This window comes from Flavobacterium sp. Arc3, from assembly GCF_041431375.1.
Classification (GTDB): domain Bacteria; phylum Bacteroidota; class Bacteroidia; order Flavobacteriales; family Flavobacteriaceae; genus Flavobacterium.
Genome location: NZ_JASMRI010000017.1, coordinates 21,678 through 48,496, shown reverse-complemented (window position 1 = coordinate 48,496; position 26,819 = coordinate 21,678). Strand labels below are relative to the sequence as shown.

At 34.9% G+C, this 26,819-nt stretch carries 25 protein-coding genes; 18 read left to right on the top strand and 7 right to left on the bottom strand.

The window, feature by feature from the left end:
* Positions 1-12: 12 nt before the first annotated feature.
* A complete protein-coding gene (locus QO200_RS13035) occupies positions 13-780 on the bottom strand; it encodes a TatD family hydrolase (protein ID WP_371540887.1) in 768 nt (255 codons plus the stop codon).
* 93 nt (positions 781-873) lie between these two features.
* Between QO200_RS13035 and QO200_RS13030 the strand changes: the two genes are divergently transcribed.
* Together QO200_RS13030 and QO200_RS13025 are read left to right on the top strand one after the other, a co-directional pair.
* The gene (locus QO200_RS13030) at positions 874-1,311 is read left to right on the top strand and encodes a retropepsin-like aspartic protease (protein WP_371540886.1); all 438 of its coding nucleotides are present in this window, start codon (positions 874-876) and stop codon (positions 1,309-1,311) included.
* A gap of 27 nt (positions 1,312-1,338) precedes the next feature.
* A complete protein-coding gene (locus QO200_RS13025; RefSeq protein WP_371540885.1) occupies positions 1,339-2,079 on the top strand; it encodes a hypothetical protein in 741 nt (246 codons plus the stop codon).
* A 56-nt stretch (positions 2,080-2,135) separates the two neighbouring features.
* Here the strand turns inward: QO200_RS13025 and odhB are convergent, their stop codons facing one another.
* A complete protein-coding gene (odhB, locus tag QO200_RS13020; protein ID WP_371540884.1) occupies positions 2,136-3,347 on the bottom strand; it encodes a 2-oxoglutarate dehydrogenase complex dihydrolipoyllysine-residue succinyltransferase in 1,212 nt (403 codons plus the stop codon).
* A gap of 183 nt (positions 3,348-3,530) precedes the next feature.
* Positions 3,531-6,308 (bottom strand): 2-oxoglutarate dehydrogenase E1 component, encoded by a 2,778-nt coding sequence (locus QO200_RS13015; RefSeq protein ID WP_371540883.1) that lies wholly within the window; start codon positions 6,306-6,308, stop codon positions 3,531-3,533.
* A gap of 106 nt (positions 6,309-6,414) precedes the next feature.
* Here QO200_RS13015 and QO200_RS13010 point away from each other — a divergent pair, with 106 nt between their 5' ends.
* On the top strand, positions 6,415-6,957 hold the full coding sequence (locus QO200_RS13010; protein ID WP_371540882.1) for a hypothetical protein: 543 nt from the start codon (positions 6,415-6,417) through the stop codon (positions 6,955-6,957).
* Positions 6,958-7,029: 72 nt separating this feature from the next.
* On the opposite strand, the gene QO200_RS13005 is transcribed toward QO200_RS13010, so the two are convergent.
* Positions 7,030-7,383 carry a hypothetical protein gene (locus tag QO200_RS13005; protein ID WP_371540881.1) on the bottom strand — a complete coding sequence of 118 codons (354 nt, stop codon included), beginning with the start codon at positions 7,381-7,383 and terminating at the stop codon, positions 7,030-7,032.
* Between the two features lie 62 nt (positions 7,384-7,445).
* Positions 7,446-8,420 (bottom strand): polyprenyl synthetase family protein, encoded by a 975-nt coding sequence (locus tag QO200_RS13000; RefSeq protein WP_371540880.1) that lies wholly within the window; start codon positions 8,418-8,420, stop codon positions 7,446-7,448.
* 163 nt (positions 8,421-8,583) lie between these two features.
* On the opposite strand from QO200_RS13000, the gene QO200_RS12995 reads away from it, so the two are divergent.
* From QO200_RS12995 to QO200_RS12975, 5 genes are all read left to right on the top strand, one after another.
* Positions 8,584-9,126 carry a YceI family protein gene (locus tag QO200_RS12995; protein WP_371540879.1) on the top strand — a complete coding sequence of 181 codons (543 nt, stop codon included), beginning with the start codon at positions 8,584-8,586 and terminating at the stop codon, positions 9,124-9,126.
* Positions 9,127-9,272: 146 nt separating this feature from the next.
* Positions 9,273-9,872: a TetR/AcrR family transcriptional regulator gene (locus QO200_RS12990; RefSeq protein ID WP_371540878.1), complete on the top strand. Its 600-nt coding sequence runs from the start codon at positions 9,273-9,275 to the stop codon at positions 9,870-9,872.
* On the top strand, positions 9,872-11,212 hold the full coding sequence (locus QO200_RS12985; protein ID WP_371540877.1) for a TolC family protein: 1,341 nt from the start codon (positions 9,872-9,874) through the stop codon (positions 11,210-11,212). Before QO200_RS12990 ends, QO200_RS12985 begins: the two co-directional genes overlap by 1 nt.
* A 1-nt stretch (position 11,213) precedes the next feature.
* Positions 11,214-12,278 carry an efflux RND transporter periplasmic adaptor subunit gene (locus tag QO200_RS12980; protein WP_371540876.1) on the top strand — a complete coding sequence of 355 codons (1,065 nt, stop codon included), beginning with the start codon at positions 11,214-11,216 and terminating at the stop codon, positions 12,276-12,278.
* A gap of 66 nt (positions 12,279-12,344) precedes the next feature.
* On the top strand, positions 12,345-15,521 hold the full coding sequence (locus QO200_RS12975; protein ID WP_371540875.1) for an efflux RND transporter permease subunit: 3,177 nt from the start codon (positions 12,345-12,347) through the stop codon (positions 15,519-15,521).
* A gap of 158 nt (positions 15,522-15,679) precedes the next feature.
* On the opposite strand, the gene QO200_RS12970 is transcribed toward QO200_RS12975, so the two are convergent.
* Together QO200_RS12970 and QO200_RS12965 are read right to left on the bottom strand one after the other, a co-directional pair.
* The gene (locus QO200_RS12970; RefSeq protein ID WP_371540874.1) at positions 15,680-16,027 is read right to left on the bottom strand and encodes a toxin-antitoxin system YwqK family antitoxin; all 348 of its coding nucleotides are present in this window, start codon (positions 16,025-16,027) and stop codon (positions 15,680-15,682) included.
* Between the two features lie 299 nt (positions 16,028-16,326).
* Entirely contained in the window at positions 16,327-17,331 is a 1,005-nt protein-coding gene (locus QO200_RS12965) for a TlpA family protein disulfide reductase (RefSeq protein ID WP_371540873.1), read from the bottom strand.
* A 250-nt stretch (positions 17,332-17,581) separates the two neighbouring features.
* Between QO200_RS12965 and aspS the strand changes: the two genes are divergently transcribed.
* The 10 genes from aspS (at position 17,582) to nuoH (ending at position 26,771) form a co-directional block, all read left to right on the top strand.
* Complete coding sequence (aspS, locus tag QO200_RS12960) at positions 17,582-19,333, top strand: aspartate--tRNA ligase (RefSeq protein WP_371540872.1); 1,752 nt, start codon at positions 17,582-17,584, stop codon at positions 19,331-19,333.
* A 126-nt stretch (positions 19,334-19,459) separates the two neighbouring features.
* On the top strand, positions 19,460-19,654 hold the full coding sequence (locus QO200_RS12955; protein WP_007137066.1) for a cold-shock protein: 195 nt from the start codon (positions 19,460-19,462) through the stop codon (positions 19,652-19,654).
* A 241-nt stretch (positions 19,655-19,895) separates the two neighbouring features.
* Complete coding sequence (locus tag QO200_RS12950; protein WP_091085077.1) at positions 19,896-20,261, top strand: NADH-quinone oxidoreductase subunit A; 366 nt, start codon at positions 19,896-19,898, stop codon at positions 20,259-20,261.
* 72 nt (positions 20,262-20,333) lie between these two features.
* The gene (locus QO200_RS12945) at positions 20,334-20,882 is read left to right on the top strand and encodes an NADH-quinone oxidoreductase subunit B (protein ID WP_371540871.1); all 549 of its coding nucleotides are present in this window, start codon (positions 20,334-20,336) and stop codon (positions 20,880-20,882) included.
* Between the two features lie 4 nt (positions 20,883-20,886).
* The gene (locus QO200_RS12940) at positions 20,887-21,408 is read left to right on the top strand and encodes an NADH-quinone oxidoreductase subunit C (protein WP_371540870.1); all 522 of its coding nucleotides are present in this window, start codon (positions 20,887-20,889) and stop codon (positions 21,406-21,408) included.
* A gap of 32 nt (positions 21,409-21,440) precedes the next feature.
* On the top strand, positions 21,441-22,679 hold the full coding sequence (locus QO200_RS12935; RefSeq protein ID WP_371540869.1) for an NADH-quinone oxidoreductase subunit D: 1,239 nt from the start codon (positions 21,441-21,443) through the stop codon (positions 22,677-22,679).
* A 4-nt stretch (positions 22,680-22,683) separates the two neighbouring features.
* Complete coding sequence (gene nuoE / locus QO200_RS12930; RefSeq protein WP_371540868.1) at positions 22,684-23,214, top strand: NADH-quinone oxidoreductase subunit NuoE; 531 nt, start codon at positions 22,684-22,686, stop codon at positions 23,212-23,214.
* Position 23,215: 1 nt separating this feature from the next.
* Complete coding sequence (nuoF, locus tag QO200_RS12925; RefSeq protein ID WP_371540867.1) at positions 23,216-24,583, top strand: NADH-quinone oxidoreductase subunit NuoF; 1,368 nt, start codon at positions 23,216-23,218, stop codon at positions 24,581-24,583.
* 82 nt (positions 24,584-24,665) lie between these two features.
* Positions 24,666-25,715, top strand: coding sequence for a 2Fe-2S iron-sulfur cluster-binding protein (locus QO200_RS12920; protein ID WP_371540866.1), 1,050 nt, complete (start codon positions 24,666-24,668; stop codon positions 25,713-25,715).
* Positions 25,716-25,718: 3 nt separating this feature from the next.
* A complete protein-coding gene (gene nuoH, locus QO200_RS12915; protein ID WP_371540865.1) occupies positions 25,719-26,771 on the top strand; it encodes an NADH-quinone oxidoreductase subunit NuoH in 1,053 nt (350 codons plus the stop codon).
* Positions 26,772-26,819 lie beyond the last annotated feature (48 nt).

Genomic DNA, 26,819 nt, shown 5'->3' with positions numbered 1-26,819 from the left:
AGTGGGTTTTGTTTAAATACCGAAAATCGATTTAGAATTCTCGGTTGTCATAGTGGCAATATCTTCTATAGAGCATTCATAAATCTGTGATAATTTTTCAGCTACCTTAACAAGATAACTACTTTCATTTCGTTTTCCTCGATAAGGAATAGGAGCGAGATAGGGCGAATCGGTTTCCAAAACGATGTGCTTCAACTCTATTTGATTTAAAAACTGATCGATTTTTCCGTTTTTAAAAGTCACCACTCCACCAATTCCCAATTTCATATTATAAACGATTGCCTGTAATGCCTGTTCATAATTTCCGGTGAAACAATGAAAAATCCCAAATAAATCATCGGACTTTTCTTGTTCTAAAACTTCAAAAACTTCATCAAATGCATCACGACAGTGAATCACTATGGGTAATTTATATTTTTTGGCTAATTGAATCTGTTTTCTAAATGCAATTTGCTGCTCCTTTAAATAGGTTCTATCCCAATATAAATCGACACCAATCTCCCCAATGGCATAGAATTTTCTTTTGGCCAGCTCCTCCTCTACATGTTGCAATTCCTCCAGATAATTTTCCTTTACATAGGTAGGATGCAATCCCATCATCAGAAAGACATTGTCTGGATAGTTCTTTTCTAAATCATACATGGACTGTGTACAAGAGGAGTCTATTGCCGGAATAAAAAAACGGGAAACACCAGCATCAATTGCTCTTTGAATCATTTCACCGCGATCCTGATCGAATTCCTCTGAATATAAATGGGTGTGAGTATCTGTAATTATCATTGTTTTCATTTAAAGTAGCAAAGTTAGCATTTTGAATTGTTGTTTTTTAGATTCTTAGTAATTTAGATTACTTTTGGCTATTAGCTTTGAACTATGAAAAACCTCCACGATATCCTGAAAAAGGAAAAATACAAAAAAATCAAATTTAAAATAACTAAGACACAGCATCTTTTGATAAAAGCAAAAATCAATGGCGTAGTTGGTAACTTTATCCTAGACACAGGAGCATCAAATAGCTGTGTCGGTTTTGAAAGCGTGGACTTATTCCAACTTGAAGCCGAAGACTCGAAAACTAAAGCGTCCGGAGCAGGAGCCACAGGAATGCAGACGCAAACGGCCTCCAATAACACTCTTCAACTAGGTTTATGGAAAGATATCGAGTTCAATTTGGTAATATTCGATTTATCTCATGTTAACGAAGCTTTAATTCAACACAAATCAAAACCGGTGCATGGCATAATTGGTGCCGATGTACTGATGAAAGGGAAAGCAATTGTGGATTACTTTAATTGTTTCGTATATTTACTATAGAAGAAAATGTAAAAAACAGTCAAAAAGATGAAACCTAGTACTAAAATTACAACCCTGTTTATGGGACTGTTTTTATTTTCTTGTTCCCCCGACACTACTGACGAGGGCGTTAACGCAAAAAGGGTTTCGGAAGATTCCTTGTCCAGTAACAAAATCGACACTTCCGTAGTTTGGAATTTTAATGATTTAACGGGATGGGAAGACGCAACACAGATTGGACTTCCAAACTATTGGGTAAAAGACGGCAAACTTACTATTTTCACTAATCCAAACACTTGGGAAAGAACCAAAATTAAAACTCTTTCAACTTTTACCACCGGCACTTATACCTGGAGAGTGTTCATTCCCGAAATGGGAGCTGGAGACATGGCGAGTATAGGTGCATTTTTATATATTAATGATACTCAAGAACTTGATTTCGAAGTGGGCTACGGAAAACAAATTACCCGAAATCTATTAAAAGCAGAACCTGACGATTTAATTGTGTACATGACTTCACAGGGAAATCCATTCCAATCTCATAAAACAAAAATCAAAAGGGGGCAATGGCACACTTTTTCAATGGAACTGACATTAAATTCAAAGCGTAATTACAACCTGAGCTGGATCATCAATGGTGCAAAAGCAGCAACAACAGAGCTTAATTACGGAAACAGAAACAAGTTTAAAATCTTTTGCAGTTTAGAAAATTTAACTTTCATGGGAGACCATATTCCTAAAAATCAGAACAGTGCTATTTTTGATTTTGTCAAATATAGTAGTAAATAAAAAAATCCCGTTTGATTACTCAAACGGGATCTTTTATTTATTTTAAAACAGAGTTCTTACAATTCGAAAGCTCTCTTAGGATTGTTATCCAATAATAGCTCCATTGGGTTTTCTAATGCTTCTTTAATAGCAACCAAGAAACCAACAGACTCTTTACCATCAATAATTCTATGGTCATAAGATAAAGCTACATACATCATTGGGTGAATTTCCACTTTACCGTTTACGGCAATTGGACGTTCAATAATGTTGTGCATTCCAAGTATTCCTGATTGTGGAGGGTTGATAATAGGCGTAGACAACATAGAACCAAATACACCACCGTTAGTGATTGTAAAAGTACCACCCGTCATATCATCAACAGTAATTTGACCATCACGTGCTCTAATCGCTAATCTTTTGATGTCAGCTTCTACACCACGGAAAGTTAAATTCTCTGCATTACGAACAACAGGGACCATTAATCCTTTTGGTCCAGACACTGCGATAGAGATATCACAGAAATCGTAAGCAATTTTATAATCACCATCCATCATTGAGTTAACATCTGGATACATTTTTAATGCTCTAGTAACTGCTTTTGTGAAGAATGACATATATCCAAGACCTACACCAGCGTGTTTTGCCTTGAACTCTTCTTTATATTGATTACGAATCAAGTTGATAGGCGTCATGTTTACTTCGTTAAAAGTAGTTAACATAGCCGTTTCGTTTTTGGCAGTTACTAAACGTTCTGCTACTTTACGACGCAACATTGACAATTTTGTACGCTCAGATGCACGGCTTCCACCAGTAGGAGTACCCATTGATGGCACTGCATTTACAGCATCATCTTTAGTAACTCTACCGTCTTTACCAGTTCCTGTTACAGACGCTGCTGCGATATTTTTTTCGTCTAATATTTTTCTTGCTGCTGGAGAAGGAGTTCCTGAAGCATACGTTGCTGCTGCTGCTACTGGAGCCGGAGCTGCTGCTGGTGCTTCAGCAACTGGAGCTGCTGCTGGTGCAGGAGCTGAACCTTCTGGTTTAGCTGCAGCTGTATCAATTAAACAAACTACTGCTCCTACTGCTACTGCATCGCCTTCTTCTGCTTTTAATGTGATAATCCCACTAGCTTCTGCTGGTAATTCCAGAGTTGCTTTATCAGAGTCAACCTCAGCAATCGCTTGGTCCTTCTCTACATAATCTCCGTCTTGAACTAACCAAGTTGCAATTTCAACTTCTTTTATAGACTCCCCTGGTGATGGGACTTTCATTTCTAAAATCATCTTGTATAATTTTTAAATTATGAATTTTATTGTTTGAATTGTTATAACAACAATTACTGTTTATTTTATGTTTGTATTTTTTAGCCCTGATGATAGCGGCATCCTTTCTTGTCCTGAATTTAGTTCAGGATCCAGAAACAAGTTCTGGACAAGAAAGATACAGCGAACAGCAGGAAATAGCTTCTAAGAATTAAATAAATCTTTATCAAAAACCATTCTTATTGCATCTGCCTGACGACGTTTTGCTCTTGTAGAACTTCCAGCAGCTGATGCAGAATAGGCTTTTAATGACGCTAATCTCCATTTAACTAAATTGAAGTTCATCAACATAAAGCTGTATGCCCCCATGTTTTTTGGCTCTTCTTGTGCCCAAACGTAATCATCTACATTTGGATATTTTGCTATGATTGCTTTTAATTGTTCTACCGGTAATGGGAATAATTGTTCTATTCTTACTACTGCGACATCTTTACGACCGTTTTTCTCTCTTTCGGCTGTAATGTCGTAATAGAATTTACCTGTACAGAACACTAGTGATTTCACTTCTTCTTTGTTTACTGAATCGTCATCAATCGTTTCTTGGAAAAATCCATTTTCGAATTCTTCGATAGTAGACACACATCTTGGATCACGCAACAAACTCTTAGGTGTAAACACAATTAATGGCTTACGGAAATTTGTTTTCATTTGTCTTCTCAACAAGTGGAAAAAGTTAGCTGGCGTTGTACAATCTGCTACATACATATTTTGTCTTGCACAAAGTTGTAAGTAACGTTCCATTCTTCCTGATGAATGCTCTGCTCCTTGTCCTTCATATCCGTGAGGTAACAATAGTACAATTCCGTTTTGGTTGTTCCATTTATCCTCACCACATGAAATATATTGGTCAATCATGATTTGGGCTCCATTACTGAAATCTCCAAATTGTGCTTCCCATATTGTCAAAGTATTTGGGTTTGCTAAGGCATATCCATAATCAAATCCAAGAACACCGTATTCAGACAATAGCGAATTAAAGATATTAAAATTACCTTTTTTCCCCTCTAGTCTATTAATTAATGTCACTTCTTCTTCGGAGTCTTCTACTTTTACTACCGCATGACGGTGAGAAAAAGTTCCACGCTCAACATCTTGCCCAGAAATACGTACATCAAAACCTTCTTGTAACAATGACCCATAAGCTAAATGCTCAGCCATTCCCCAATCAAGCTTGTTTGTTTCGAAAAACATTGTTTTTCTGTCGTTGATCAACTTTTGGATTTTGTTGATAAACTTTTTATCTGTTGGTAAATTACAAACAACATCCGCAACCTGAGTCAGTCCTGCTTTTGGGTAAGAAGTGTCTACTTTTTTAAGCATTTGTACATCTGTAACCTGCTCAAATCCTAACCATTCATTTTTCATAAAAGGAGTAATGACTGTCAAGGCTTTCTTACGAGAGGCTTCCAAATTCATTTCCATATCAGATTTGTATTCTTTTTCAAGTCCTTTTACATAAGTGGCGTCAATTACCCCTTCTGCTATTAATTTTTCAGCATAAAGATCTCTAGGATTTTTATGTTTTGCTATAATTTTATATAATACTGGTTGTGTAAAACGAGGCTCATCACCTTCATTGTGCCCGTATTTTCTATATCCTAGCAAGTCAATAAATACATCGCGTCCAAACTGCATTCTGAAATCCAATGCAAAAGACATGGCGTGTACTACTGCTTCAGGATCATCTGCATTTACGTGTAATACTGGTGACAATGTAACTTTAGCTACATCCGTACAATAGGTAGAAGAACGTGCGTCTAAATAATTAGTAGTAAAACCAACTTGGTTATTAATTACAATATGAATCGTTCCGCCTGTTTTGTATCCTTCAAGTTGTGCCATTTGGATAATTTCATACAATATCCCTTGTCCTGCAATCGCAGCATCACCGTGAACGGCGATAGGTAATACTTTTGAAAAATCATCTGGGAAATACTTATCTTGTTTTGCTCTTGTAATTCCTTCGATTACCGCACCTACTGTCTCAAGGTGTGAAGGATTTGGAGCTAAATTGATATTGATTTTCTTCCCTGTGCTTGTTATTTTGTCAGCAGTTAAACCAAGGTGGTACTTAACATCTCCGTCAAAATACTCTTTATCATAATCTTTACCGTCAAATTCTCCGAAAATATCTTGAGTTGATTTCCCGAATATGTTTGCCAATATGTTCAAACGACCACGGTGTGCCATCCCCATCACAAATTGTTCCACTCCCATTTCGGCAGCTTTTTCAATTAAAGTGTCAAGAGCTGGAATTATCGATTCTCCACCTTCTAGTGAAAAACGTTTTTGACCAACATACTTAGTATGTAAGAAATTCTCAAAAGAGACTGCTTCGTTTAATTTATTCAGGATTGATTTCTTTTGATCAATTGAAAAATTAGGTTGGTTGTCATTAACCCCTAATTTATCTTGTATCCAAGCAACAATCTCTGGCTTTCTGATATACATATACTCAACACCAATATGTTGACAATATATAGTATCCAAATGTTTTATAATTTCAGTAAGTGTAGAAGGTACTTTTCCAACTATTTTACCTGCATCAAAAACAATGTTTAAATCCGCTGATGAAAGTCCGAAATTAGTGATGTCAAGCGATGGCTCAAAAATCCTTCTGTCTCTTACGGGATTTGTTTTTGTAAACAAATGCCCCCGAGTACGGTATCCTTCAATCAGTTTTAATACATTAAATTCTTTGTGAAGTTTTTGCGAAATTTGCTCATAGTCCAGATTTCCAGAAGAAGTGGTAGCTGGGCTCTGTGTTGGAATTTCCCCATTGTAAGATTCCATACCAAAGTCGAAACCTTGAAAGAAACTTCTCCAACTTGGCTCTACGCTATCTGGATTCTCTAGGTACTGGTCGTATAATTGTGCAAAAAACTCTGTATGTGCTGCGTTTAGAAATGAAAACCTATCCATAATATTAGTGAATATACTTTTTGTTAAAATAGTTCTGCAAAAGTACAATAATCCGCTAAATTTATATTTACTTTTATATATTAAAATGTTAAAATATTAGATACTTATGAGAAAAAGCAACTATAAGACCTATTTGAAGTCAATTTTGATTGTCATTATCGCATTAATTTCAAATGCCTTGTTAGCACAACAACAAACAATTACATCAAATTCAAGCAGTGATTTTTGGAAAAACGTACAGTTTGGAGGCGGAATCGGCTTAGGTTTTAGTTCTGGCTACACGAACATCTCTTTAGCACCGAGCGTCATTTATAATTTTAATGAATATGTATCTCTGGGTCTTGGTGCGCAATATACTTATGCAAAGCAAAAAGATTATTATGCTTCTCATCTATACGGTGGTAGTATTATAGGATTGTTTAATCCCACACTACAAGTACAGCTTTCTGCTGAATTAGAAGAGCTACGCGTAAATGTTAATTTAGATGGATCTAATAGCAATTCTCATGATTACTGGAATACTGGTTTATTTTTAGGAGCAGGATACCGCAGCGGAAACGTAACAATGGGAGCTCGCTATAATGTGCTCAACGACAACAACAATATTTACGGAAGCGCTTTCATGCCGTTTGTCAGGGTTTATTTTTAAGAAATAAATATAAAATAGATTAAAAAGAAAGAAAATAGAACCGACGTTAGTCTTTGCTCAACCTTGTACCTTCTAACGATATTTATTCCTAAACCAAACTTTTTGCCATTCTCTTTTCAATATTAAAAAAGAGACTTGCTCCGCTAATACAACTAAATCAGAACCATCCATTTTTTTGACTTCATCTTCAGAGACGTCGACGATGTAAAGCAGATTAAGATACTCGGCAAATTTGTATTGAATCAACCTATAAATTTTTTCATACAATTGAATTTTCAATTCATGAGGAGAAACACTCATAGGAAAATCGATTCCTTCATTTGCAAGATTAAAGTCCTTATTAATTTGTTCAATTAACTTAAGATATAAGGTTTCATTCTCTGCTTCAGCAAGTAATAAGTCAGAATTTTTTGGAGCTATAAACATGGCCATTATGATTGTGTGCTATTGATTTGTAGAATATACATTTTGCTATACAAACTGCAAAATTACACTTTTCGTCCCATTAAACTTTCACCGAAAGCTCTTAAAACCTCTTTTTTATCGTCCTCAATATTCATTTTGTCCAAAGTTTCAAAAGCCTTGAAAGTATAATCGTGTATTGCTTCTTGAGTCACTTTTGACGCGCCTGATTTATTGAAAATTTCTTTTACAGCTTCAATTTTAGCTGCATTATCGTCGAGCTGCATCGAGAACAATTGCAACAATTGCGACGCTTCTTCTTTGGCAGAAAAAGCCATTGCTTTTAAATATAAATAGGTTTTTTTATTTACAATAATATCTCCACCTACTTGCTTTCCAAAAGTTTTTGGATTGCCAAAAGCATCAAGATAATCATCCTGCAATTGAAAAGCCAAACCTAAGTTTAACCCGAACTCATAAATCAAATCAGCATTTTCCTCAGAAGTTTCAGCAACTATCGCACCCATTTTCATGGCAGCAGCAACAAGAACCGCTGTTTTATATTCGATCATTTTAAGGTATTCTGGAATGGTAACGTCGTCGCGAGTTTCAAAATCAACATCCCATTGTTGTCCTTCGCAAACTTCAAGTGCCGTTTTGCTAAATAATTTTGCCAATCGCATAAAAATAACGGGGTCATATTTTTCAAAATATTGATAGGCCAAAATAAGCATAGCATCACCTGATAAAATTCCGGTGTTAATATCCCATTTTTCATGAACTGTTGTGTTTCCACGACGCAAAGGAGCATCATCCATAATATCATCATGGACTAAAGAAAAATTATGAAAAACCTCAACCGCCATCGCAGCCGGAAGTGCTTTCTTATAATCTCCGTTAAAAACCTCTGTAGTCATCAATGTTAGGACTGGTCGAATTCGCTTTCCCCCTAAACCTAATATATAAGCAATGGGGTCATAAAGATTTTCAGGTTCTTTAGTGATAGTCTGCTTTTCTAAATAAGTAATGAAAAAATCCTGGAACTGGTCAATGGCGTGCATAAAACTAATTTTTGGGGCTAATTTACTGCATTCATTCTTGATTACAAACTCCGTTTTTAAATGAAATGAAAAATAAACAAAAATACATCGGAAACTATTTTGGTATCCAAAGTTTCCGTATTACATTTGCACTCAAAATTTAACTTATTGTAATTTATAAATCATGAATGCAACTTTGCCTCTTACAGCTACAAAATGGGCTATTGACCCAAACCAATCAGATGTTCAAATTAAAGCAAGACACTCTATCATTGCCTACATAGCTGGATCTCTTAATAAATTCAAAGGTCATTTAGACATTCATGACGACGAGATCGAAGATGCATCAGTTGAATTTCAACTAGACGTTAAAAGTAAAGACACTAACATAGATCATGTTGACACTCATTTAATGTTAAACGATTATTTAGACATTGATTCGTTTCCTTTTATCAATTTCAAATCAACATCTTTTCAAAAAATAAGTAAGAACATTAATTTCTTAAAAGGAAACCTAACTGTCAAAAACATTACAAAAGTAGTTGAACTTGATGCTGCATTAATAGGCATAACCACTTATGAAGGAAGAAGAAAAGCATTGTTTGAAATTACGGGGCAAATAAATCGTAAAGATTTTGGTTTGACAACAAATTCTTATAATCATACTGCTGGAATTGCTCTAGGTCAAGAGATTGAACTAATTGCCAACTTAGAATTCACAATTTAAATCTTACAATTTTAAGTTTACGTAACCTTTAAGGAAACTATTTTAACCCTCAAAGTTCCGTATTACTTTTGCATTCAAATTACATTACCAATCGCTTATTGGATTGGAAATAAATCAATAGAACAAAATCAATTTCAAAATAAATAATGAAAGAGAAAATAATTAGCAAAGCAAGCGAGATGTTCATAAAGCTGGGCTTTAAAAGCATTACGATGGACGACATTGCAGGAGAAATGTGTATTTCAAAAAAAACAATTTATAAATATTTCTGCAATAAGGAATTACTGGTTGAAGAGAGCACAGCGTTATTACACAAAGAAATACACGAAACGATTGACTCTATTATTCAGATGAATTATAATGCCATTGAAGAGAATTTCAAGATAAGAAAAATGTTTAGCGAAATGTTTCAGTCATCAGCTGACACTTCACCCATATTTCAATTAAAAAAGCATTATCCCGAAATATACGAGAAAGTAATGCTTAAAGAAATTAATGAGTGCTCCATGTGGTTTCAGCAAAACATACAAAAAGGAATTCAAAATGAATTATATAGAGCAGACCTAAGTATTAACACCTATGTTAAATTTTACTACACGTTGATATTTAACATAAATGAAAATACAAAATCCGAAAAAGAAGCCCGAATATTAGAACTGGAAGCATTAGAATATCACACCAGAGCAATGGCAACTCCTAAAGGAATTGAAGAACTAGAAAAAAACTTACTAAACCCAGACATCTAATGAAAAAACTAATTTTATTAACGTTCTTAACATTGGCGGTTACAGCCCAATCACAAGAGGTAAAATCGTTAACATTAAAAGAAGCTATAAATTACGCGCTAGAAAATAAAGCCGATGCAAAAAAAGCAAAGCTTAAGGTAGAAAATAGTGAATACCAAATTCAGGAAGTTCGCTCTAGAGCTCTACCACAAATTTCAGCAAATGGTAGCTTAACATACAACCCAATACTTCAAACTACAGTTATAGACGGGGCCAGTTTTGGTTCACCAGGAACAAGTATCCAAGCTGTTTTTGGTCAAAAATGGGGTTCCACAGCAGGAATTTCGCTCACACAAAATTTATTTGACCAGTCCGTTTTTACAGGTTTAAAAGCCGCAAAAACAACCCGAGAGTTTTATTTAATAAACGAACAACTTACTGAAGAGCAAGTAATAGAAAGAGTAGCGAATAACTATTATGCCGTGTATGTTCAAAGACAAAATTTAACCGTTTTAGATAGTACTTTCAACAATACTACAAAAGTTAAAAACATTATCAAAGGACAATATGACAATGGATTAGCTAAAAAGATAGATTTAGATCGAATTTTAGTAAAAATATCAAATATCGACACACAACGTCAGCAAGTTTTAAATGCGGTGCAACTGCAAGAGAATGCTTTAAAATTTTATATGGGAATGCCTATTGCAACAGTAATTGAGATTCCGCAAGCTGAGTTTGAAGTAACTCCTCAAGCATTTGCCGAAGCTCCAAATACGGAGATAAGAACGGAATATTTGTTAATGAAAAAACAAGAACAATTATTAGAATTTCAAAAACAATCAATAATGGCAGCATACTACCCTACCCTATCATTGTCTGCTGGATACAATTATATTGGGCAAGGTCCTAAAATGCCTTGGGGAGCAAAACCGTCTGATGGTGTATACTGGTCTGATTACTCTGCCATAGGATTAAACCTAAGCGTACCTATCTTCTCAGGATTTTCTACTCGTTCAAAAATTAGACAAGCAGATGTTGACTTGCGTTCTATCAAGGAAGATTTGGTTGATACTAAGCTTTCTCTTGATTTGGCTTTCGCCAATGCTAAAACACAAATTGACAACAGCGTTATTACTATCAAAAATCAAAAAAGCAACGTCCAACTTGCTCAAGAAGTACTAGACAATACTAAAAACAATTACATACAAGGATTAACTTCTTTAACTGACTTACTAGATGCTGAAAATGCATTTACAGAAGCGCAAAACAATTATACTGCTGCAGTATTAGACTATAAATTAGCAGAAATTCAATTAATCAAATCTAAAGGAGAACTAAAAACACTTATAAATAACTAATATGAAAAAGAATATTACAATAGTACTGGTAATTGTTGCTGTCTTAGCAGTAATCGGTTATGTTTTAACAAAAAACAAAGAAGAAAACAAAGCTAAAACAGATATTGTTGCCACAAAAAATGCTGCTGTATCCGTTAAAACGACACAAGTAAAAACTGAAGAAATTTATTTAGACTTTTTAGCTAATGGTAACTTTGAACCAATACAAGAATTGACTTTTTCTGCAGAGAAATCTGGAAAAGTAATCAGTGTTTTAGTAAAAGAAGGTGATTATGTAAACGTAGGACAAACATTAGTAATCGTAAGAAGTGATATTATAAATGTGAATGCACAAACGGCAAAAGCATCTTATGACAATGCAAAAGCGGATTACGCTAGATACGAAAATGCTTTTAAAACGGGTGGTGTTACTAAACAACAATTAGACCAAGCAAAATTAGCGTTGACTAATGCAGGAGCTAATCTAAAACAAGCTAACATTAATGTAGGCGACACTAGAGTAAAAGCACCTATTAAAGGATTTATTAATAAAAAATACATCGAGCCAGGTTCTATATTGACTGGAATGCCAGCCAGCGCAATGTTTGACATCGTGAATGTTTCTAAACTTAAATTAAAAGTTACTGTTAATGAAAGCCAAGTAGCAAGTTTAAAAAAAGGAACTCCTGTTAATGTAACTGCAAGCGTTTTCCCAGACAAAGTGTTTACTGGTAAAATAACTTTTATCGCTGCAAAAGCAGACGAAAGCTTAAATTTTGCTATTGAAATTGAAATCGCAAACAATTCAGATAACAACCTAAAAGCAGGAATGTACGGTACCGCTAATTTTGCCGCTAAACAAAAACAAGAGTTAAAAGTAGTACCTAGAAATGCTTTTATAGGAAGTGTGAACGGCAATCAAGTATTTGTTGTAGAAAATGGAAAAGCTAAACTAAAAAAAGTAGTTGCAGGTAGAATATTAGGGGAACAAGTAGAAATAGTTGACGGATTATCTGATGGAGAAGCTGTAATTACTACAGGACAAATAAACCTTCAAGACGGTAGCTTAGTAGAAATTATCAAATAGTTTTTAGTTATAAAAAAAACTATCCTAATTCTTTATAACCTCTGGGGTTAAACTAAATAAAAACATATGAAATTAGCAGAAATATCCATAAAGCGTCCGTCGTTAGTAATTGTATTGTTTACAATTCTAATACTTGGTGGACTATTCAGTTATAGCCAGCTGGGCTACGAATTGATTCCTAAATTCGAGCAGAATGTAATTACGATATCAACTGTTTATCCAGGAGCGTCTCCTAGTGAAATAGAAAATACTGTTACAAAAAAGATTGAAGACGGAATTGCATCCTTAGAAAATATCAAAAAAATCGATTCTAAGTCTTACGAAAGTCTATCTGTTGTATCGATTACATTGACATCAAATGCAAAAATTGATGTTTCGATGAATGATGCACAACGAAAAATCAATCAACTAATTAGTGATTTACCTGATGATGCCGAAACGCCATCACTTACTAAATTCTCCTTAAGTGATTTACCAATTATGACCATTGGTGCAAACGGAAAAATGGATGAAGCAGAATTTTTTGATTTAATTGATAAAAAAATCACTCCTGTATTATCTCGTGTTGAAGGGGTTGCTCAAGTAAATATAATTGGAGGGCAAGAACGTGAAATTCAGGTAAACCTGGACGCCGATAAAATGCAAGGCTACAACCTTTCTATTCCTGCTGTACAGCAAGTTATTTTAACATCAAACTTGGATTTCCCTACAGGAAACATTCAAACTCGTGATCAAAAAATATTAATTCGTTTAGCCGGTAAGTATAAAAGTATTGACGAATTAAGAAACTTAGTTGTTTCTTCAAAAGATGGAATCGAAATCCGTTTAAAAGATATTGCTGACGTACAAGATACTCAAAAAATAGCCGAAAAAATCTCCCGTGTAGATCAAAAAAGCGCCATCATTTTGCAAATAATCAAACAATCTGATGCAAATGCTGTTGCGGTAAGTGAGGAGCTAGTAAAAAGTATTAAAGCATTAGAAACTGATTACAAAAGCAGTGATTTAAAATTACAAATAGCAAAAGACAGCACCGTTTATACCTTAGAAGCTGCGGACTCAGTATTACACGATTTATTAATTGCAGTAATATTAGTAGCACTTGTAATGTTGTTTTTCTTACACAGTATTCGTAACTCCTTAATTGTAATGGTTTCGATTCCTGCATCCTTGATTTCTACATTCATCGGAATTTATCTTTTAGGATACACTTTGAACTTAATGAGTTTATTAGGACTATCACTCGTGGTGGGTATTCTGGTCGATGATGCCATTGTGGTACTGGAAAATATTTACAGGCATATGGAAATGGGTAAAAACCGTGTACGTGCTGCCTATGAAGGAACTGCCGAAATTGGCGGAACAGTAACTTCGATTACCTTAGTAATTGTGGTAGTCTTTTTACCCATTGCAATGAGTTCAGGATTAGTTTCTAATATCATCACACAGTTTTGTGTTACCGTTATTATTTCGACATTATTTTCCCTTTTAGCGTCCTTTACAATTATACCATGGTTGTCTTCACGTTATGGAAAACTAGAACATATTGAAGGTAAAAATGCATTTGGAAGAATTATTTTAGGATTCGAAAGTTACTTAACACGTTTTACAAACTGGGTTTCAGAACTGTTAGTATGGTGTTTAAACCATTACTTCAAGACTATTGCTGTGGTATTGGTTTTATTCTTCGGATCTACAATAGGATTACTTGGAGGAGGTTTCATCGGTGGAGAATTCTTTGCTGCTTCTGATAGTGGTGAATTTTTAGTTCAAATTGAAATGCCAAAAGACGCCTCTTTAGAGCAAACGAATTTCATGACTCAAAAAGCAGAAGCTTTCTTACAAACCGAAGAATACGTTCACAGTCAGATAACAACTGTAGGACAAACCAGTGAAGGTTTTGGTGCTTCTCAAGCAACTGCTTACAAAGCAGAGATTGATGTAAAAATGATTGAACAAAGTGAACGTAGCGACGGTGCATCAGTATATGCTGCAAAAATCAAACGTAAACTAGAAAAAGTTTTAGTAGGTGCCAAAGTAAAAACAGTTCCCGTAGGTATTTTAGGAACTGCCGAAAATGCAACATTGGGATTAATCGTAACAGGACCTTCTGTAGAAAGTGCGATGAAATTTGCTAAACTAGCAGAAGCCGAATTACGAACTATTCCCGGAACTACTGAAATTAAATTGACCGTTGAAGATGGAAATCCAGAAATCAATGTTCAAGTAGACCGTGATAAAATGGCCGCATTAGGTTTAACACTCCAAACAGTAGGTATGACTATGCAAACAGCTTATAGCGGTAACACTGACGGAAAATTTAGAGCCGGTGAATATGAATATGACATCAACATTAAATACAATGCTTTTGACAGAAAAAGCATCACTGATGTAGGTAATTTAATTTTCATAAATAACTTAGGTCAACAAATTAAGCTAACTCAATTTGCTGCTATCACTGAAGGTTCAGGACCTAGCCAATTAGAGCGTAGAGATAAAACAGCATCGGTAACCGTACAAGGACAAAATGTAGGGGTTGCTTCTGGAACGATTGTAACACAATGGCAAGAGAAACTGGACAAACTTGAAAAACCTGTAGGTGTAAACTACATTTGGGGTGGAGATCAAGAAAACCAAAGTGAAGGTTTTGGTACTTTAGGAATAGCCTTATTAGCTGCAATTGTTTTAGTATATTTAGTAATGGTAGGACTTTACGATAGTTTTGTTCACCCATTTGTAGTACTGTTCTCAATTCCACTTTCATTTATTGGAGCATTATTAGCGTTAGCATTAACAAACAATACTTTAAATATATTTACAATTTTAGGTATCATTATGTTAATTGGTCTGGTGTGTAAGAATGCCATCATGCTTGTTGATTATACAAATCAAAGAAGAGCTGCTGGTGAAAGTATCAGAACAGCATTAATCCAAGCCAATCATGCAAGATTACGTCCTATTTTGATGACTACTATTGCGATGGTTTTTGGGATGTTCCCAATTGCATTGGCTTCTGGAGCTGGAGCAGAATGGAAAAATGGTTTAGCGTGGGTAATTATCGGAGGATTAATTAGTTCATTGTTCTTGACTTTAGTTATTGTTCCTGTAATTTATGAAATCATGGAAAAACTAATTAGCAAGTTTACTAAAGGAGACAAAGTAGATTATGAAGCAGAAATGGTTGCTGATTATGACCATAAAGCATTAAGCGAAGATGGTTTTAATCCAGAGCATACAATTTAAGTATACTTTTAAATAAATCTAAAAGGCCTATTCATTAATTTGAATAGGCCTTTTACTTTAAAATAACATCTTCACTAGAAAAATATCCAAGCTTTTCGATAATTAAAAAAGGCTTTCGTAAATTACGAAAGCCTTTTTTAATTTTATGAATTTTTTACTTATTCAGCACTAACCAAAGGATCATGTTTCCAATTTTTAACAGAGGCAATTTGATTCTTTGAATAATCTACTTCGCTTAAAACAGCATTATTCCAGAAAAACCACTTCCCTGTTTTTTCTCCTTTATCATAAACCGCTACACCTGTTTTATTCCCTTTAGTATCGTAAGAAGTCCATTCTCCCTGTAGCTTCCCGTCTTTAAGAAACCCTTGTTGTTGAATGTTCCCATTCTCGTGAAAGTAGGTTGCTTTAACTAAATTCCCAACAGCTTCCAACTTTGGTTTTGCATCTTGCGCGAAAATCATTCCTGAAATTAACACTGCCGCTACAATTATATATTTTTTCATGATGTTAGTTTTTAATAGTTTATCTAACAAATATAAAATAATATTTACATTTAAAACACAATTTAATAACAATTTAATAACATTAGACAAAAACTTAACATTGGGAATTAAAAAGAGATGCAATCCGTTTATCAAATAGTTCTTTTTCTAAGGTATTCTATGCTTAAACAACTATTGAAAAAACAAAACCTAAAAAAGGATCTCGTCACCATATCGAACTCTTTTTTATCCAACTAATTTTAAGCACTTATATACCTAGCAGATTAAAGAAAGCTTCCTTTATTCAATCTTGCAATTACTTAATTTAAAAGTACATCTAATTCATTCTGAAGATCTGCATTTGATGGTCTTGCAGCATCACCTTTAACGATTTTTCCATTTGGATCAATTAAAATAAACCTTGGAATACTAGTGACTTTAAAATCCTGAATGAATTTAGAATTCCAATCATTATCAGCAAAAACCTGAACGCCACCTAGATTTTTATCCTTTACCATCTTCTTCCATTTCTCAATATCCTTGATTTTATCGATGGACATGCTCACGAAAGTAATGTTTTTATCGTGGTATTTCTCCTCTAATTTCTTGAGTGAAGGAATCTCGGCAATACAAGGTCCACACCAAGTAGCCCAAACATCGATATAAACATATTTTCCCTTAAAGTCTTCCAACTTTGTCCTTCCTCCTTTATAATTTTCAAAATCAAAAGTTGGAGAAATAGAACCGTTCAACTTGTTATTATCTAAAACTTGCTTATAATATTGTGTTAGTCCAACTGTAGACATTTCAATGTTCTTTTTTTGAAGCGCTTTATAATTCGCGTCCAACTTTTTACTATCCAAACTTATAAAATCAGCAGTTTTTTTGTCTTCTACTAATTTTTTAAAAGTTTCTTCATCTGAAGCTAAAAGCGCAGTATAGTCATATTTAGAATCTAAAAGTGAGTTTTGTACTAAATCATTATTTTCTGCAGCTCCACTTCCAGAAAATTTCATAGACTCGTCAAATTGCTTAGCGTCCATTTTAAGTTTCAAATCATATCCGTTTTTAACGAATATTTTAGCATACTCCTTACCATCGTACAACATGTAAATCCCTTCATCAACACTAAAAACATCTTTAAAAATCCCTTCTTTATTGACGCCCATTTTTTTAATAACATTTCCGTTTTGTACGTTTCGAATAGTTAGAGAATCCGTATTTCGATTAGCTATTTCAGCTTGAAAAGCCATTCTCGATTTGACTTGTCCTATGCTAATGAAGGAACAAAGCAATCCTAATCCGATAAAAATTATTTTTTTCATAAAATGTACTTTTTATACTATTAATCAAATCTAATTTATTATTCTGAAGTGAGATAACAAATTAACAAAAAATAAATTTATTGAAGTTTCTTCGTTTTGGGTGTTAATTTGATTTTTGTCGTTACTTTTGTATCCTAAAATTTTGATAATGTATACAAGTCATAATTGTGGCATTTGAAATTAAAAGGAGGAAGCCCAGCGGGCTTCAGGTATTTTGCATTAGTAAAAACAGCATATAAAAATAAATAAAATGTATAGAAGTAATAACTGTGGCGAACTCAACGCCTCACATATAAATACTGAAGTTACTCTTGCCGGTTGGGTTCAAAAATCCAGAGACAAAGGATTCATGAATTGGGTTGATTTGCGTGACCGTTACGGAATAACACAATTAATTTTTGACGAAGGTCGTTCAGATAAAACTGTCTTTGAATTAGCAAAAACACTTGGTCGCGAATTCGTAATCCAGGTTAAAGGAAAAGTAATAGAAAGAGAGTCTAAAAATCCAAATTTACCAACTGGAGATATTGAACTATTTGTTACAGAACTAACTATATTAAATGCTGCCTTAACACCTCCTTTCACAATCGAAGATGAAACTGATGGTGGAGAAGACATTCGAATGAAATATCGCTACCTCGATATAAGAAGAAATCCGGTAAAAAATAGTTTGCTATTCCGTCACAAAGTAGCAATGGAAGTACGCAAGTACCTTTCAGATTTAGATTTCTGTGAAGTAGAAACACCATACTTAATCAAATCAACTCCTGAGGGAGCCCGCGATTTTGTTGTTCCTTCTCGAATGAATGAAGGTCAATTTTACGCTTTACCACAATCTCCTCAAACCTTCAAGCAATTATTGATGGTAGGCGGAATGGACAAATACTTTCAAATCGTAAAATGTTTCCGTGACGAAGATTTACGTGCAGACAGACAACCCGAGTTCACACAAATTGATTGCGAAATGGCTTTTGTAGAACAAGAAGACATTCTGAATGTTTTTGAAGGACTTACAAGACATTTATTGAAAGAAATAAAAGGAGTTGATGTAGCTAAATTTCCTCGTATAACGTACGACTATGCTATGAAAACTTATGGAAATGACAAACCGGACATTCGTTTCGGAATGGAATTTGGTGAATTAAATAAAGTGGCGAAACACAAAGACTTTCCTGTTTTCAATGCAGCAGAATTAGTTGTTGGTATTGCAGCTCCCGGTGTTGGAAACTACACCAGAAAAGAAATCGATGCATTAATCGAATGGGTAAAGCGTCCCCAAGTGGGTGCTTCGGGAATGGTTTATGTAAAATGCAACGAAGACGAAACATTCAAATCATCTGTAGATAAATTTTACGACCAAGAAGATCTAGCAAATTGGGCTAAAACTACAGGAGCAAAACCGGGAGACATGATTTTTGTTCTTTCTGGTCCTGCGGATAAAACAAGAACACAGTTAAGCGCATTGCGTATGGAACTAGCAACTCGTTTGGGATTAAGAATACCAACAGAATTTGCACCGCTTTGGGTAGTTGATTTCCCATTATTGGAGTTTGACGAAGAAAGTGGTCGTTACCACGCCATGCACCATCCGTTTACTTCCCCTAAACCGGAAGACATGCATTTATTAGAAACGGATCCTGGAAAAGTACGTGCTAATGCTTATGATATGGTATTGAACGGAAATGAAATAGGAGGTGGATCTATTCGTATTCATGATAAAGCAACGCAACAACTAATGTTCAAATACTTAGGCTTCACAGAAGACCAAGCCAAAGAGCAGTTTGGGTTCTTGATGGACGCATTTCAGTTTGGAGCTCCACCGCACGGAGGACTAGCTTTTGGATTGGATCGATTAGTTGCTATTCTTGGAGGACAAGAAACCATACGTGACTTTATCGCTTTTCCTAAGAATAATTCAGGAAGAGATGTTATGATTGATGCACCATCGGCAATTGATGAATCCCAGTTAAAAGAGCTACATATAAAATTAAATATTCAGTAGTTAATCGGTAAAAATTGCCGGAAAACGTTGAATATCAATTATTTTCAAAAAAAAAGAATATTTATTAACAATCATATGATATTAAATATTACATTTGCTTCATTATAAATTATTATTACTATTACAATGCGTACAGGTACAGTTAAATTTTTCAATGAGTCAAAAGGTTACGGATTCATTACAGACGAAGAAACAGGAAAAGACATTTTTGTTCACGCTTCAGGAATCAACGCGGAAGAATTACGCGAAGGTGACAGAGTTAGCTATGAAGAAGAAGAAGGAAGAAAAGGAAAAGTTGCTGCGAAAGTAGCAGTTATCTAAGCAAAAAAATATTTTTTTGCCTACGAATGTTTAAAACGTTTCGATTTATATCGGAACGTTTTTTTTTGCTTAAATCTTAAAAACAGACTTGCAAAAAAGAGAATTCAAATTATTATTTATAATCATTAAAAATTACGAAGTACTTTGATTTTCAATGTAACTAAATCTTGTATTACACTTGTGTTTTAATTCCTTGAAACCTATCTTTGCTGCTTATTTTAGCACATAAAAATCATTAATTATGCAATCTGATCAGTTAAGTTATATACCGATTTTAATACAGTTTTTATTAGCTGCCGGTTTTGTAGTGGGAACTATTATCGTTTCTGGGAAATTAGGACCTAAAAGAAAGTCAGAAATCAAAGACAAAAACTTTGAATGTGGAGTTGAATCCATAGGAAATGCACGTATTCCGTTCTCTGTAAAATACTTTCTTGTCGCGATTTTGTTTGTTCTGTTTGATGTAGAAGTTATCTTTCTTTATCCGTGGGCAATCAACTTCAAAGAATTAGGAATGGAAGGAATGGTTAAAATGGTCATATTCATGCTTTTACTTTTAGTTGGTTTTTTCTATATCATCAAAAAGAAAGCGTTAGAGTGGGAATAAAAATTATTTAAAGATTGAATTTAAATTCTAGACAATTTATAATTCAAAATTTATAATTCAAAATAATAAAAAATGAGTAATTCAAGTATAAAAATGGTTGAGCCGCCAGAAGGTGTTGTTGGAGAAGGATTTTTCGCCACAAAACTGAATGATGTTGTAGGTATGGCTCGTGCCAATTCGCTTTGGCCATTACCCTTTGCAACTTCTTGTTGTGGTATTGAATTCATGGCTACCATGGCTTCGCATTATGATTTAGCACGATTTGGCTCTGAACGTGTGAGTTTTTCTCCTCGTCAAGCAGATATGCTAATGGTTATGGGAACTATTTCTAAAAAAATGGCTCCTATTTTACGTCAGGTATACGAACAAATGTCAGAACCAAGATGGGTTATTGCCGTTGGTGCTTGTGCTTCCTCAGGAGGTATTTTTGACACCTACTCAGTTCTTCAAGGAATTGATAAAGTAATACCAGTTGACGTTTACGTACCAGGTTGCCCTCCTAGACCAGAGCAAATTGTAGATGGCGTAATGAAATTACAAGAATTGGTTAGAACAGAATCCGTAAGAAGAAGAAGTTCTCCGGAGTACCAAGAATTATTGGCCTCTTATAATATCAAATAACGATATGGCATTAGAAAATATAGATATTCAAGATAAATTAACGGAAACGTTTGGTGATCATGTCTTTCATTTTAATCAAGAAAAAGACATCTTTTCATTTGAAGCAGCTGCAGACAAAATCACAGCTATTATCCTTTTTTTGAAAAACGATCCTTTATTGCGTTTTAACTTTTTAACTGACTTATGTGGAATACATTATCCAGATAATGAAGTTGACAGACAATTTACAATCGTGTATCACATGCACAATTGGTACGATAACAAGCGTATCAAAATCAAAACTTTTATTAATGGTGAAAAACCGGAGATAAAAACCATCTCTAACATTTTCCTAAGTGCAAACTGGATGGAAAGAGAAACCTACGATTTTTACGGAGTAGACTTCATCGGTCACCCCCAATTGAAACGTATTTTAAACATGGATGAAATGATTTCATTTCCTATGCGTAAAGAGTTTCCTTTGGAAGACGGCGGACGAACAGACAAAGACGACCGTTTTTTCGGTAGAACAGTAGACAATTGCTAAAAAAACAATCTATAATTTTTCACATTCTATAAATGTCAGAACTATTATTACCACCAGAGCATCGATATGCTAAAATCATAAAAGAGAAGCTAAATGAGGATGGAAGCGAACTTTCAATCCTAAATTTAGGTCCTACTCACCCCGCTACGCACGGAATCTTTCAAAACATTTTGTTGATGGATGGGGAACGTATTTTAGAAGCGGAACCTACTATTGGTTACATACACCGCGCTTTTGAAAAAATTGCAGAAAATCGTCCTTTTTACCAAATTACTCCCCTTACAGACCGAATGAACTATTGCTCCTCTCCTATTAATAATATGGGATGGTGGATGACTTTAGAAAAACTACTAGATATTGAAGTACCAAAACGTGCTCAGTATTTAAGGGTTATTGTAATGGAATTAGCGAGAATTACAGATCACCTTATTTGTAATTCCATTTTAGGAGTTGACACCGGTGCTTACACTGGGTTCCTTTACGTTTTTCAATTTAGAGAAAAAGTATATGAGATTTACGAGGAAATTTGTGGTGCTCGATTAACAACTAATATGGGAAGAATTGGTGGTTTTGAAAGAGACTGGTCGCCAGAAGCTTTCAGAAAATTAGATGTGTTTTTAGAAGAATTCCCAGTTGCTTGGAAAGAATTCGAAAATCTATTTGAAAGAAATAGAATTTTTATGGATCGTACCATAAATGTAGGGGCCATATCTGCTGAGAAAGCAATTTCCTACGGATTTACAGGGCCTAATTTACGTGCTGCAGGTGTTGACTACGATGTACGTGTCGCACAACCATATAGCTCTTATGAAGATTTCGACTTTATAATTCCTGTTGGAAAATCTGGAGATACCTATGATCGTTTTTGCGTTCGTAATGCTGAAGTTTGGGAAAGCTTAAGTATCATTCGTCAAGCACTGGCAAAAATGCCAGAAGGAAACGATTTTCATGCTGAAGTTCCAGATTATTATCTTCCTCCAAAAGAAGATGTTTACACTAGTATGGAGTCCTTAATATATCACTTTAAAATTGTAATGGGAGAAGTTCCTGTTCCAGTTGCAGAAATATACCACCCTGTAGAGGGAGGAAACGGAGAATTAGGTTTTTATTTAGTAACTGACGGAAGTCGCACACCGTATAGACTTCATTTTAGAAGACCTTGCTTTATATATTATCAAGCTTATCCAGAAATGATAAAAGGTGCATTACTATCTGATGCGATTGTTATTTTATCAAGTTTAAATGTAATTGCTGGAGAATTAGACGCATAAAATTATGGAACGTAAACATTACAAACAAGAAATAAATATGACTGAAGCATTGATGACTCGCATCAATGAATTAATTAGTCATTACCCTGAAGACAAAAGAAAATCAGCTTTATTACCCGTTTTACATGAAGTTCAAGATGCTCACGACAATTGGTTGAGTATTGAATTAATGGATAAAGTAGCTGAAATCATCCAAATATTACCAATTGAGGTATATGAGGTTGTTTCTTTTTATTCGATGTACAATCAAAAACCTGTTGGAAAATTCCTATTTGAATTTTGTCAAACTTCGCCATGTTGCTTAAACGGAACAGAAGATTTGATGGACTACACTTGTGAAAAACTAGGTGTGAAAATGGGAGAAACTACTGCAGACGGACTTTTTGAAGTAAAAGGAGTAGAGTGTTTAGGAGCATGTGGTTATGCACCAATGATGCAATTAGGCGATTTTTACAAAGAGCATCTTACACAAGAAAAAATCGATCAATTAATCATTGATTGCCGAGATAATAAAATAATACTACACGATAAATAATATGTCAAAAAAGATATTATTAGACAAAATCAAGATTCCAGGAATCAAAACCTATGAAGTATATCGCCAGAACGGTGGTTATGCCTCAGTGGAAAAAGCAATGAAAGCGATGACTCCTGACGAAGTTGTTGAGCAAGTTAAAGCATCAGGACTTCGTGGTCGTGGTGGTGCTGGATTCCCCGCTGGATTGAAATGGAGTTTTATTGATAAAAAATCAGGAAAACCAAGACATTTAGTATGTAATGCAGATGAATCTGAACCAGGAACGTTCAAAGATCGCTACTTGATGGAATTTATTCCTCATTTATTGATCGAAGGAATGATTACTTCCAGTTTTGCTTTGGGTGCAAACCTATCGTACATCTACATACGTGGAGAATACATGTGGGTTTATAAAATTTTAGAAAGAGCAATTGCCGAAGCGAAAGCCGCAGGTTGGTTAGGTAAAAACATACTAGGAACAGGATACGACTTAGAACTATACGTTCATTGTGGTGCTGGTGCCTACATTTGTGGTGAAGAAACCGCTCTTATTGAATCATTGGAAGGAAAAAGAGGTAATCCTCGTATTAAGCCACCATTTCCAGCAGTATCTGGATTGTGGGCTAACCCTACAGTGGTAAATAATGTTGAAACTATTGCATCAGTGCCATGGATTGTAAATAATTCAGGTGATGATTATGCTAAAATTGGAATCGGAAGATCTACGGGAACCAAATTAATTTCGGCTTCAGGACACGTAAAAAATCCTGGTGTTTATGAAATTGAGTTGGGACTAAGCGTTTACGAATTCATGAATTCAGATGAATATTTAGGAGGAATGAGTTCTGACAGACCCTTGAAAGCATTAGTGCCAGGAGGTTCATCAGTGCCCATTTTACCTGCTGATTTAATATACAAAACAGCTAACGGTGAAGACCGTTTGATGTCTTACGAATCACTAAGTGATGGTGGATTTGCAACAGGATCGATGTTAGGTTCTGGAGGGTTCATTGTATATAATGACACTTCTTGTATCGTGCGTAACACTTGGAATTTTGCTCGTTTTTATCATCATGAAAGTTGTGGACAATGTTCGCCATGTCGTGAAGGTACGGGCTGGTTAGAAAAAGTGCTATGGCGTATTGAAAATGGTCAGGGACGTGAAGAAGACATTGATTTGCTATGGAGTATTCAAAGTAAAATTGAAGGAAACACGATTTGTCCACTAGGTGATGCGGCTTCATGGCCAGTAGCAGCAGCTATTCGTCACTTTAGAGATGAGTTTGAATATCACGTTCGTTTCCCAGAAAAAATAAAAAACAGAAATCATTTTGTTGAAGAACCATTTGCTCAAGTAAAGCACTTAGTAACAAAACAAATAGTTTAAAATAGTATCTAAATTTTCATATTTAAAGTTTTGCGTCCAACAACTTGAAACTTTAAACCTGAAACTTTAAACAAAAAGATAAATGAAAGTAACAATAGACGGTCAAGCAATTGAAGTAGAACCAGGAACAACTATTCTGCAAGCAGCGCGTATGATAGGTGGAGAATCTGTGCCACCAGCAATGTGCTATTACTCTAAATTAAAAGGAAGTGGTGGAAAATGCCGTTGTTGCTTAGTTGAAGTAGCTAAAGGTAGTGAAGCAGACCCTAGACCTATGCCAAAACTAATGGCTTCCTGTGTTACAGGATGCATGGACGGTATGGAAATTAACAGTAAATCTTCTGACAGAGTAAAAGAAGCCAGAGAATCAGTAACAGAATTCTTATTGATCAATCACCCACTAGACTGTCCTGTTTGTGACCAAGCGGGAGAATGTGATTTACAAGATCTAAGTTTTGAACACGGTAAAGCTAAAAGTAGATTTATAGAGGAGAAAAGAACATTTGAGCCAGAAAACATTGGTCCAAATATTCAATTACATATGAATCGTTGTATTCTTTGCTACCGTTGTGTGATGGTTGCTGATCAATTGACAGACAATCGTGTACACGGTGTGATGGATAGAGGAGATCATTCGAATATTTCGACTTGTATTTCTAAAGCTATCGACAATGAGTTTTCAGGAAATATGATTGATGTATGTCCAGTAGGTGCATTAACTGATAAAACTTTTAGGTTTAAATCTAGAGTTTGGTTCAACAAGCCTTACAATGCTCATAGAGAGTGTACAACCCCTGGATGTTGCGGAAAAACAACCCTTTGGATGTTTGGAGACGAAATTCAAAGAGTTACGGGCCGTAAAGATGTTTATCATGAAGTAGAAGAATTCATTTGCAACGAATGTCGTTTTGACCACAAAACACCTGCTGACTGGGTTATTGAAGGGCCAAGAGCATTTGACAAAGATTCTGTTATCAATCAAAATAATTACACGCAAGAATTAAAAACAGTTGTAATCGATACCGAAGATTTTATATTAAGAGGTAGAGAACAAGACCGTTTAAAAATAAGCATGCCAGCTATCCCTTTGGATAAAGAAGAAGAGGAAGATTTTAAACATGGTAACATTTAGAAAATGGATAGTACTATAATTATAGAGAAAAGCGTTATTATTTTAGTTGTTTTTGGAATTACAATGCTAATGGCAATGTATTCTACTTTGGCTGAAAGAAAAGTAGCCGCTTGGCTTCAAGATCGTATCGGTCCAAATAGAGCTGGAAAAGGTGGACTATTACAACCGCTGGCAGATGGATTAAAATTATTTTCGAAAGAAGAATTTGAACCAGATACACCAAACCGTTTATTGTTTTTTGCAGGACCTGCCATCGCGATGACTACTGCTTTAATGACAAGTGCCGTTATTCCTTGGGGTGATCATTTTCACCTTTTTGGTAGAGATATCATCTTACAGGCAACTGACATAGATGTTGCCTTGCTTTACCTTATTGGAGTAATGTCAATAGGTGTATACGGAATCATGATTGGTGGATGGGCTTCTAATAACAAATTTTCATTAATTGGTGCTGTTCGTGCGGCTTCCCAAATGATCTCTTATGAGGTTGCCATGGGACTTTCGTTGATCGCTCTATTAATGATGACCGGAACGTTGAGTTTGAGAGAAATCTCGTTACAACAATCTGGAATGAACTGGAATGTTTTTTACCAACCGTTGTCGTTCTTGATCTTCTTAATCTGTGCTTTTGCAGAAACAAATAGAACTCCATTTGATTTAGCAGAATGTGAAACAGAATTAATTGGTGGGTACCATACAGAGTATTCCTCTATGAAAATGGGTTTCTACTTATTTGCTGAATATGCTAATATGTTTATCTCTTCTACTATCCTTGCTGTTTTATTCTTTGGAGGATATAATTATCCGGGAATGAGTTGGGCAGTTGAAAATTGGGGTGTAAACCTTGCCAATGTAATAGGAATCGTCGCTTTATTTATCAAAATATGTGGTTTCATTTTCCTTTACATGTGGGTACGATGGACTATTCCAAGATTTAGATACGATCAACTGATGCATTTGGGATGGAGAATATTAATACCCCTTTCCATCGTCAATATTATTATTACTGGAATTGTAATTTTGAGAGCAGAAATAGCAATTTATTTAGGATTTTAAATAGAAGTGAAAAATGTCTAGCCCTGATAGAAGTGAAAATCCAACGCC

Bases quoted from the DNA above. Each gene is read 5' to 3' on its own strand.
- QO200_RS13035 (WP_371540887.1), bottom strand. From the start codon at position 780: ATGATAATTACAGATACTCACACCCATTTATATTCAGAGGAATTCGAT.
- QO200_RS13030 (WP_371540886.1), top strand. From the start codon at position 874: ATGAAAAACCTCCACGATATCCTGAAAAAGGAAAAATACAAAAAAATC.
- QO200_RS13025 (WP_371540885.1), top strand. From the start codon at position 1,339: ATGAAACCTAGTACTAAAATTACAACCCTGTTTATGGGACTGTTTTTA.
- odhB (WP_371540884.1), bottom strand. From the start codon at position 3,347: ATGATTTTAGAAATGAAAGTCCCATCACCAGGGGAGTCTATAAAAGAA.
- QO200_RS13015 (WP_371540883.1), bottom strand. From the start codon at position 6,308: ATGGATAGGTTTTCATTTCTAAACGCAGCACATACAGAGTTTTTTGCA.
- QO200_RS13010 (WP_371540882.1), top strand. From the start codon at position 6,415: ATGAGAAAAAGCAACTATAAGACCTATTTGAAGTCAATTTTGATTGTC.
- QO200_RS13005 (WP_371540881.1), bottom strand. From the start codon at position 7,383: ATGTTTATAGCTCCAAAAAATTCTGACTTATTACTTGCTGAAGCAGAG.
- QO200_RS13000 (WP_371540880.1), bottom strand. From the start codon at position 8,420: ATGCACGCCATTGACCAGTTCCAGGATTTTTTCATTACTTATTTAGAA.
- QO200_RS12995 (WP_371540879.1), top strand. From the start codon at position 8,584: ATGAATGCAACTTTGCCTCTTACAGCTACAAAATGGGCTATTGACCCA.
- QO200_RS12990 (WP_371540878.1), top strand. From the start codon at position 9,273: ATGAAAGAGAAAATAATTAGCAAAGCAAGCGAGATGTTCATAAAGCTG.
- QO200_RS12985 (WP_371540877.1), top strand. From the start codon at position 9,872: ATGAAAAAACTAATTTTATTAACGTTCTTAACATTGGCGGTTACAGCC.
- QO200_RS12980 (WP_371540876.1), top strand. From the start codon at position 11,214: ATGAAAAAGAATATTACAATAGTACTGGTAATTGTTGCTGTCTTAGCA.
- QO200_RS12975 (WP_371540875.1), top strand. From the start codon at position 12,345: ATGAAATTAGCAGAAATATCCATAAAGCGTCCGTCGTTAGTAATTGTA.
- QO200_RS12970 (WP_371540874.1), bottom strand. From the start codon at position 16,027: ATGAAAAAATATATAATTGTAGCGGCAGTGTTAATTTCAGGAATGATT.
- QO200_RS12965 (WP_371540873.1), bottom strand. From the start codon at position 17,331: ATGAAAAAAATAATTTTTATCGGATTAGGATTGCTTTGTTCCTTCATT.
- aspS (WP_371540872.1), top strand. From the start codon at position 17,582: ATGTATAGAAGTAATAACTGTGGCGAACTCAACGCCTCACATATAAAT.
- QO200_RS12955 (WP_007137066.1), top strand. From the start codon at position 19,460: ATGCGTACAGGTACAGTTAAATTTTTCAATGAGTCAAAAGGTTACGGA.
- QO200_RS12950 (WP_091085077.1), top strand. From the start codon at position 19,896: ATGCAATCTGATCAGTTAAGTTATATACCGATTTTAATACAGTTTTTA.
- QO200_RS12945 (WP_371540871.1), top strand. From the start codon at position 20,334: ATGAGTAATTCAAGTATAAAAATGGTTGAGCCGCCAGAAGGTGTTGTT.
- QO200_RS12940 (WP_371540870.1), top strand. From the start codon at position 20,887: ATGGCATTAGAAAATATAGATATTCAAGATAAATTAACGGAAACGTTT.
- QO200_RS12935 (WP_371540869.1), top strand. From the start codon at position 21,441: ATGTCAGAACTATTATTACCACCAGAGCATCGATATGCTAAAATCATA.
- nuoE (WP_371540868.1), top strand. From the start codon at position 22,684: ATGGAACGTAAACATTACAAACAAGAAATAAATATGACTGAAGCATTG.
- nuoF (WP_371540867.1), top strand. From the start codon at position 23,216: ATGTCAAAAAAGATATTATTAGACAAAATCAAGATTCCAGGAATCAAA.
- QO200_RS12920 (WP_371540866.1), top strand. From the start codon at position 24,666: ATGAAAGTAACAATAGACGGTCAAGCAATTGAAGTAGAACCAGGAACA.
- nuoH (WP_371540865.1), top strand. From the start codon at position 25,719: ATGGATAGTACTATAATTATAGAGAAAAGCGTTATTATTTTAGTTGTT.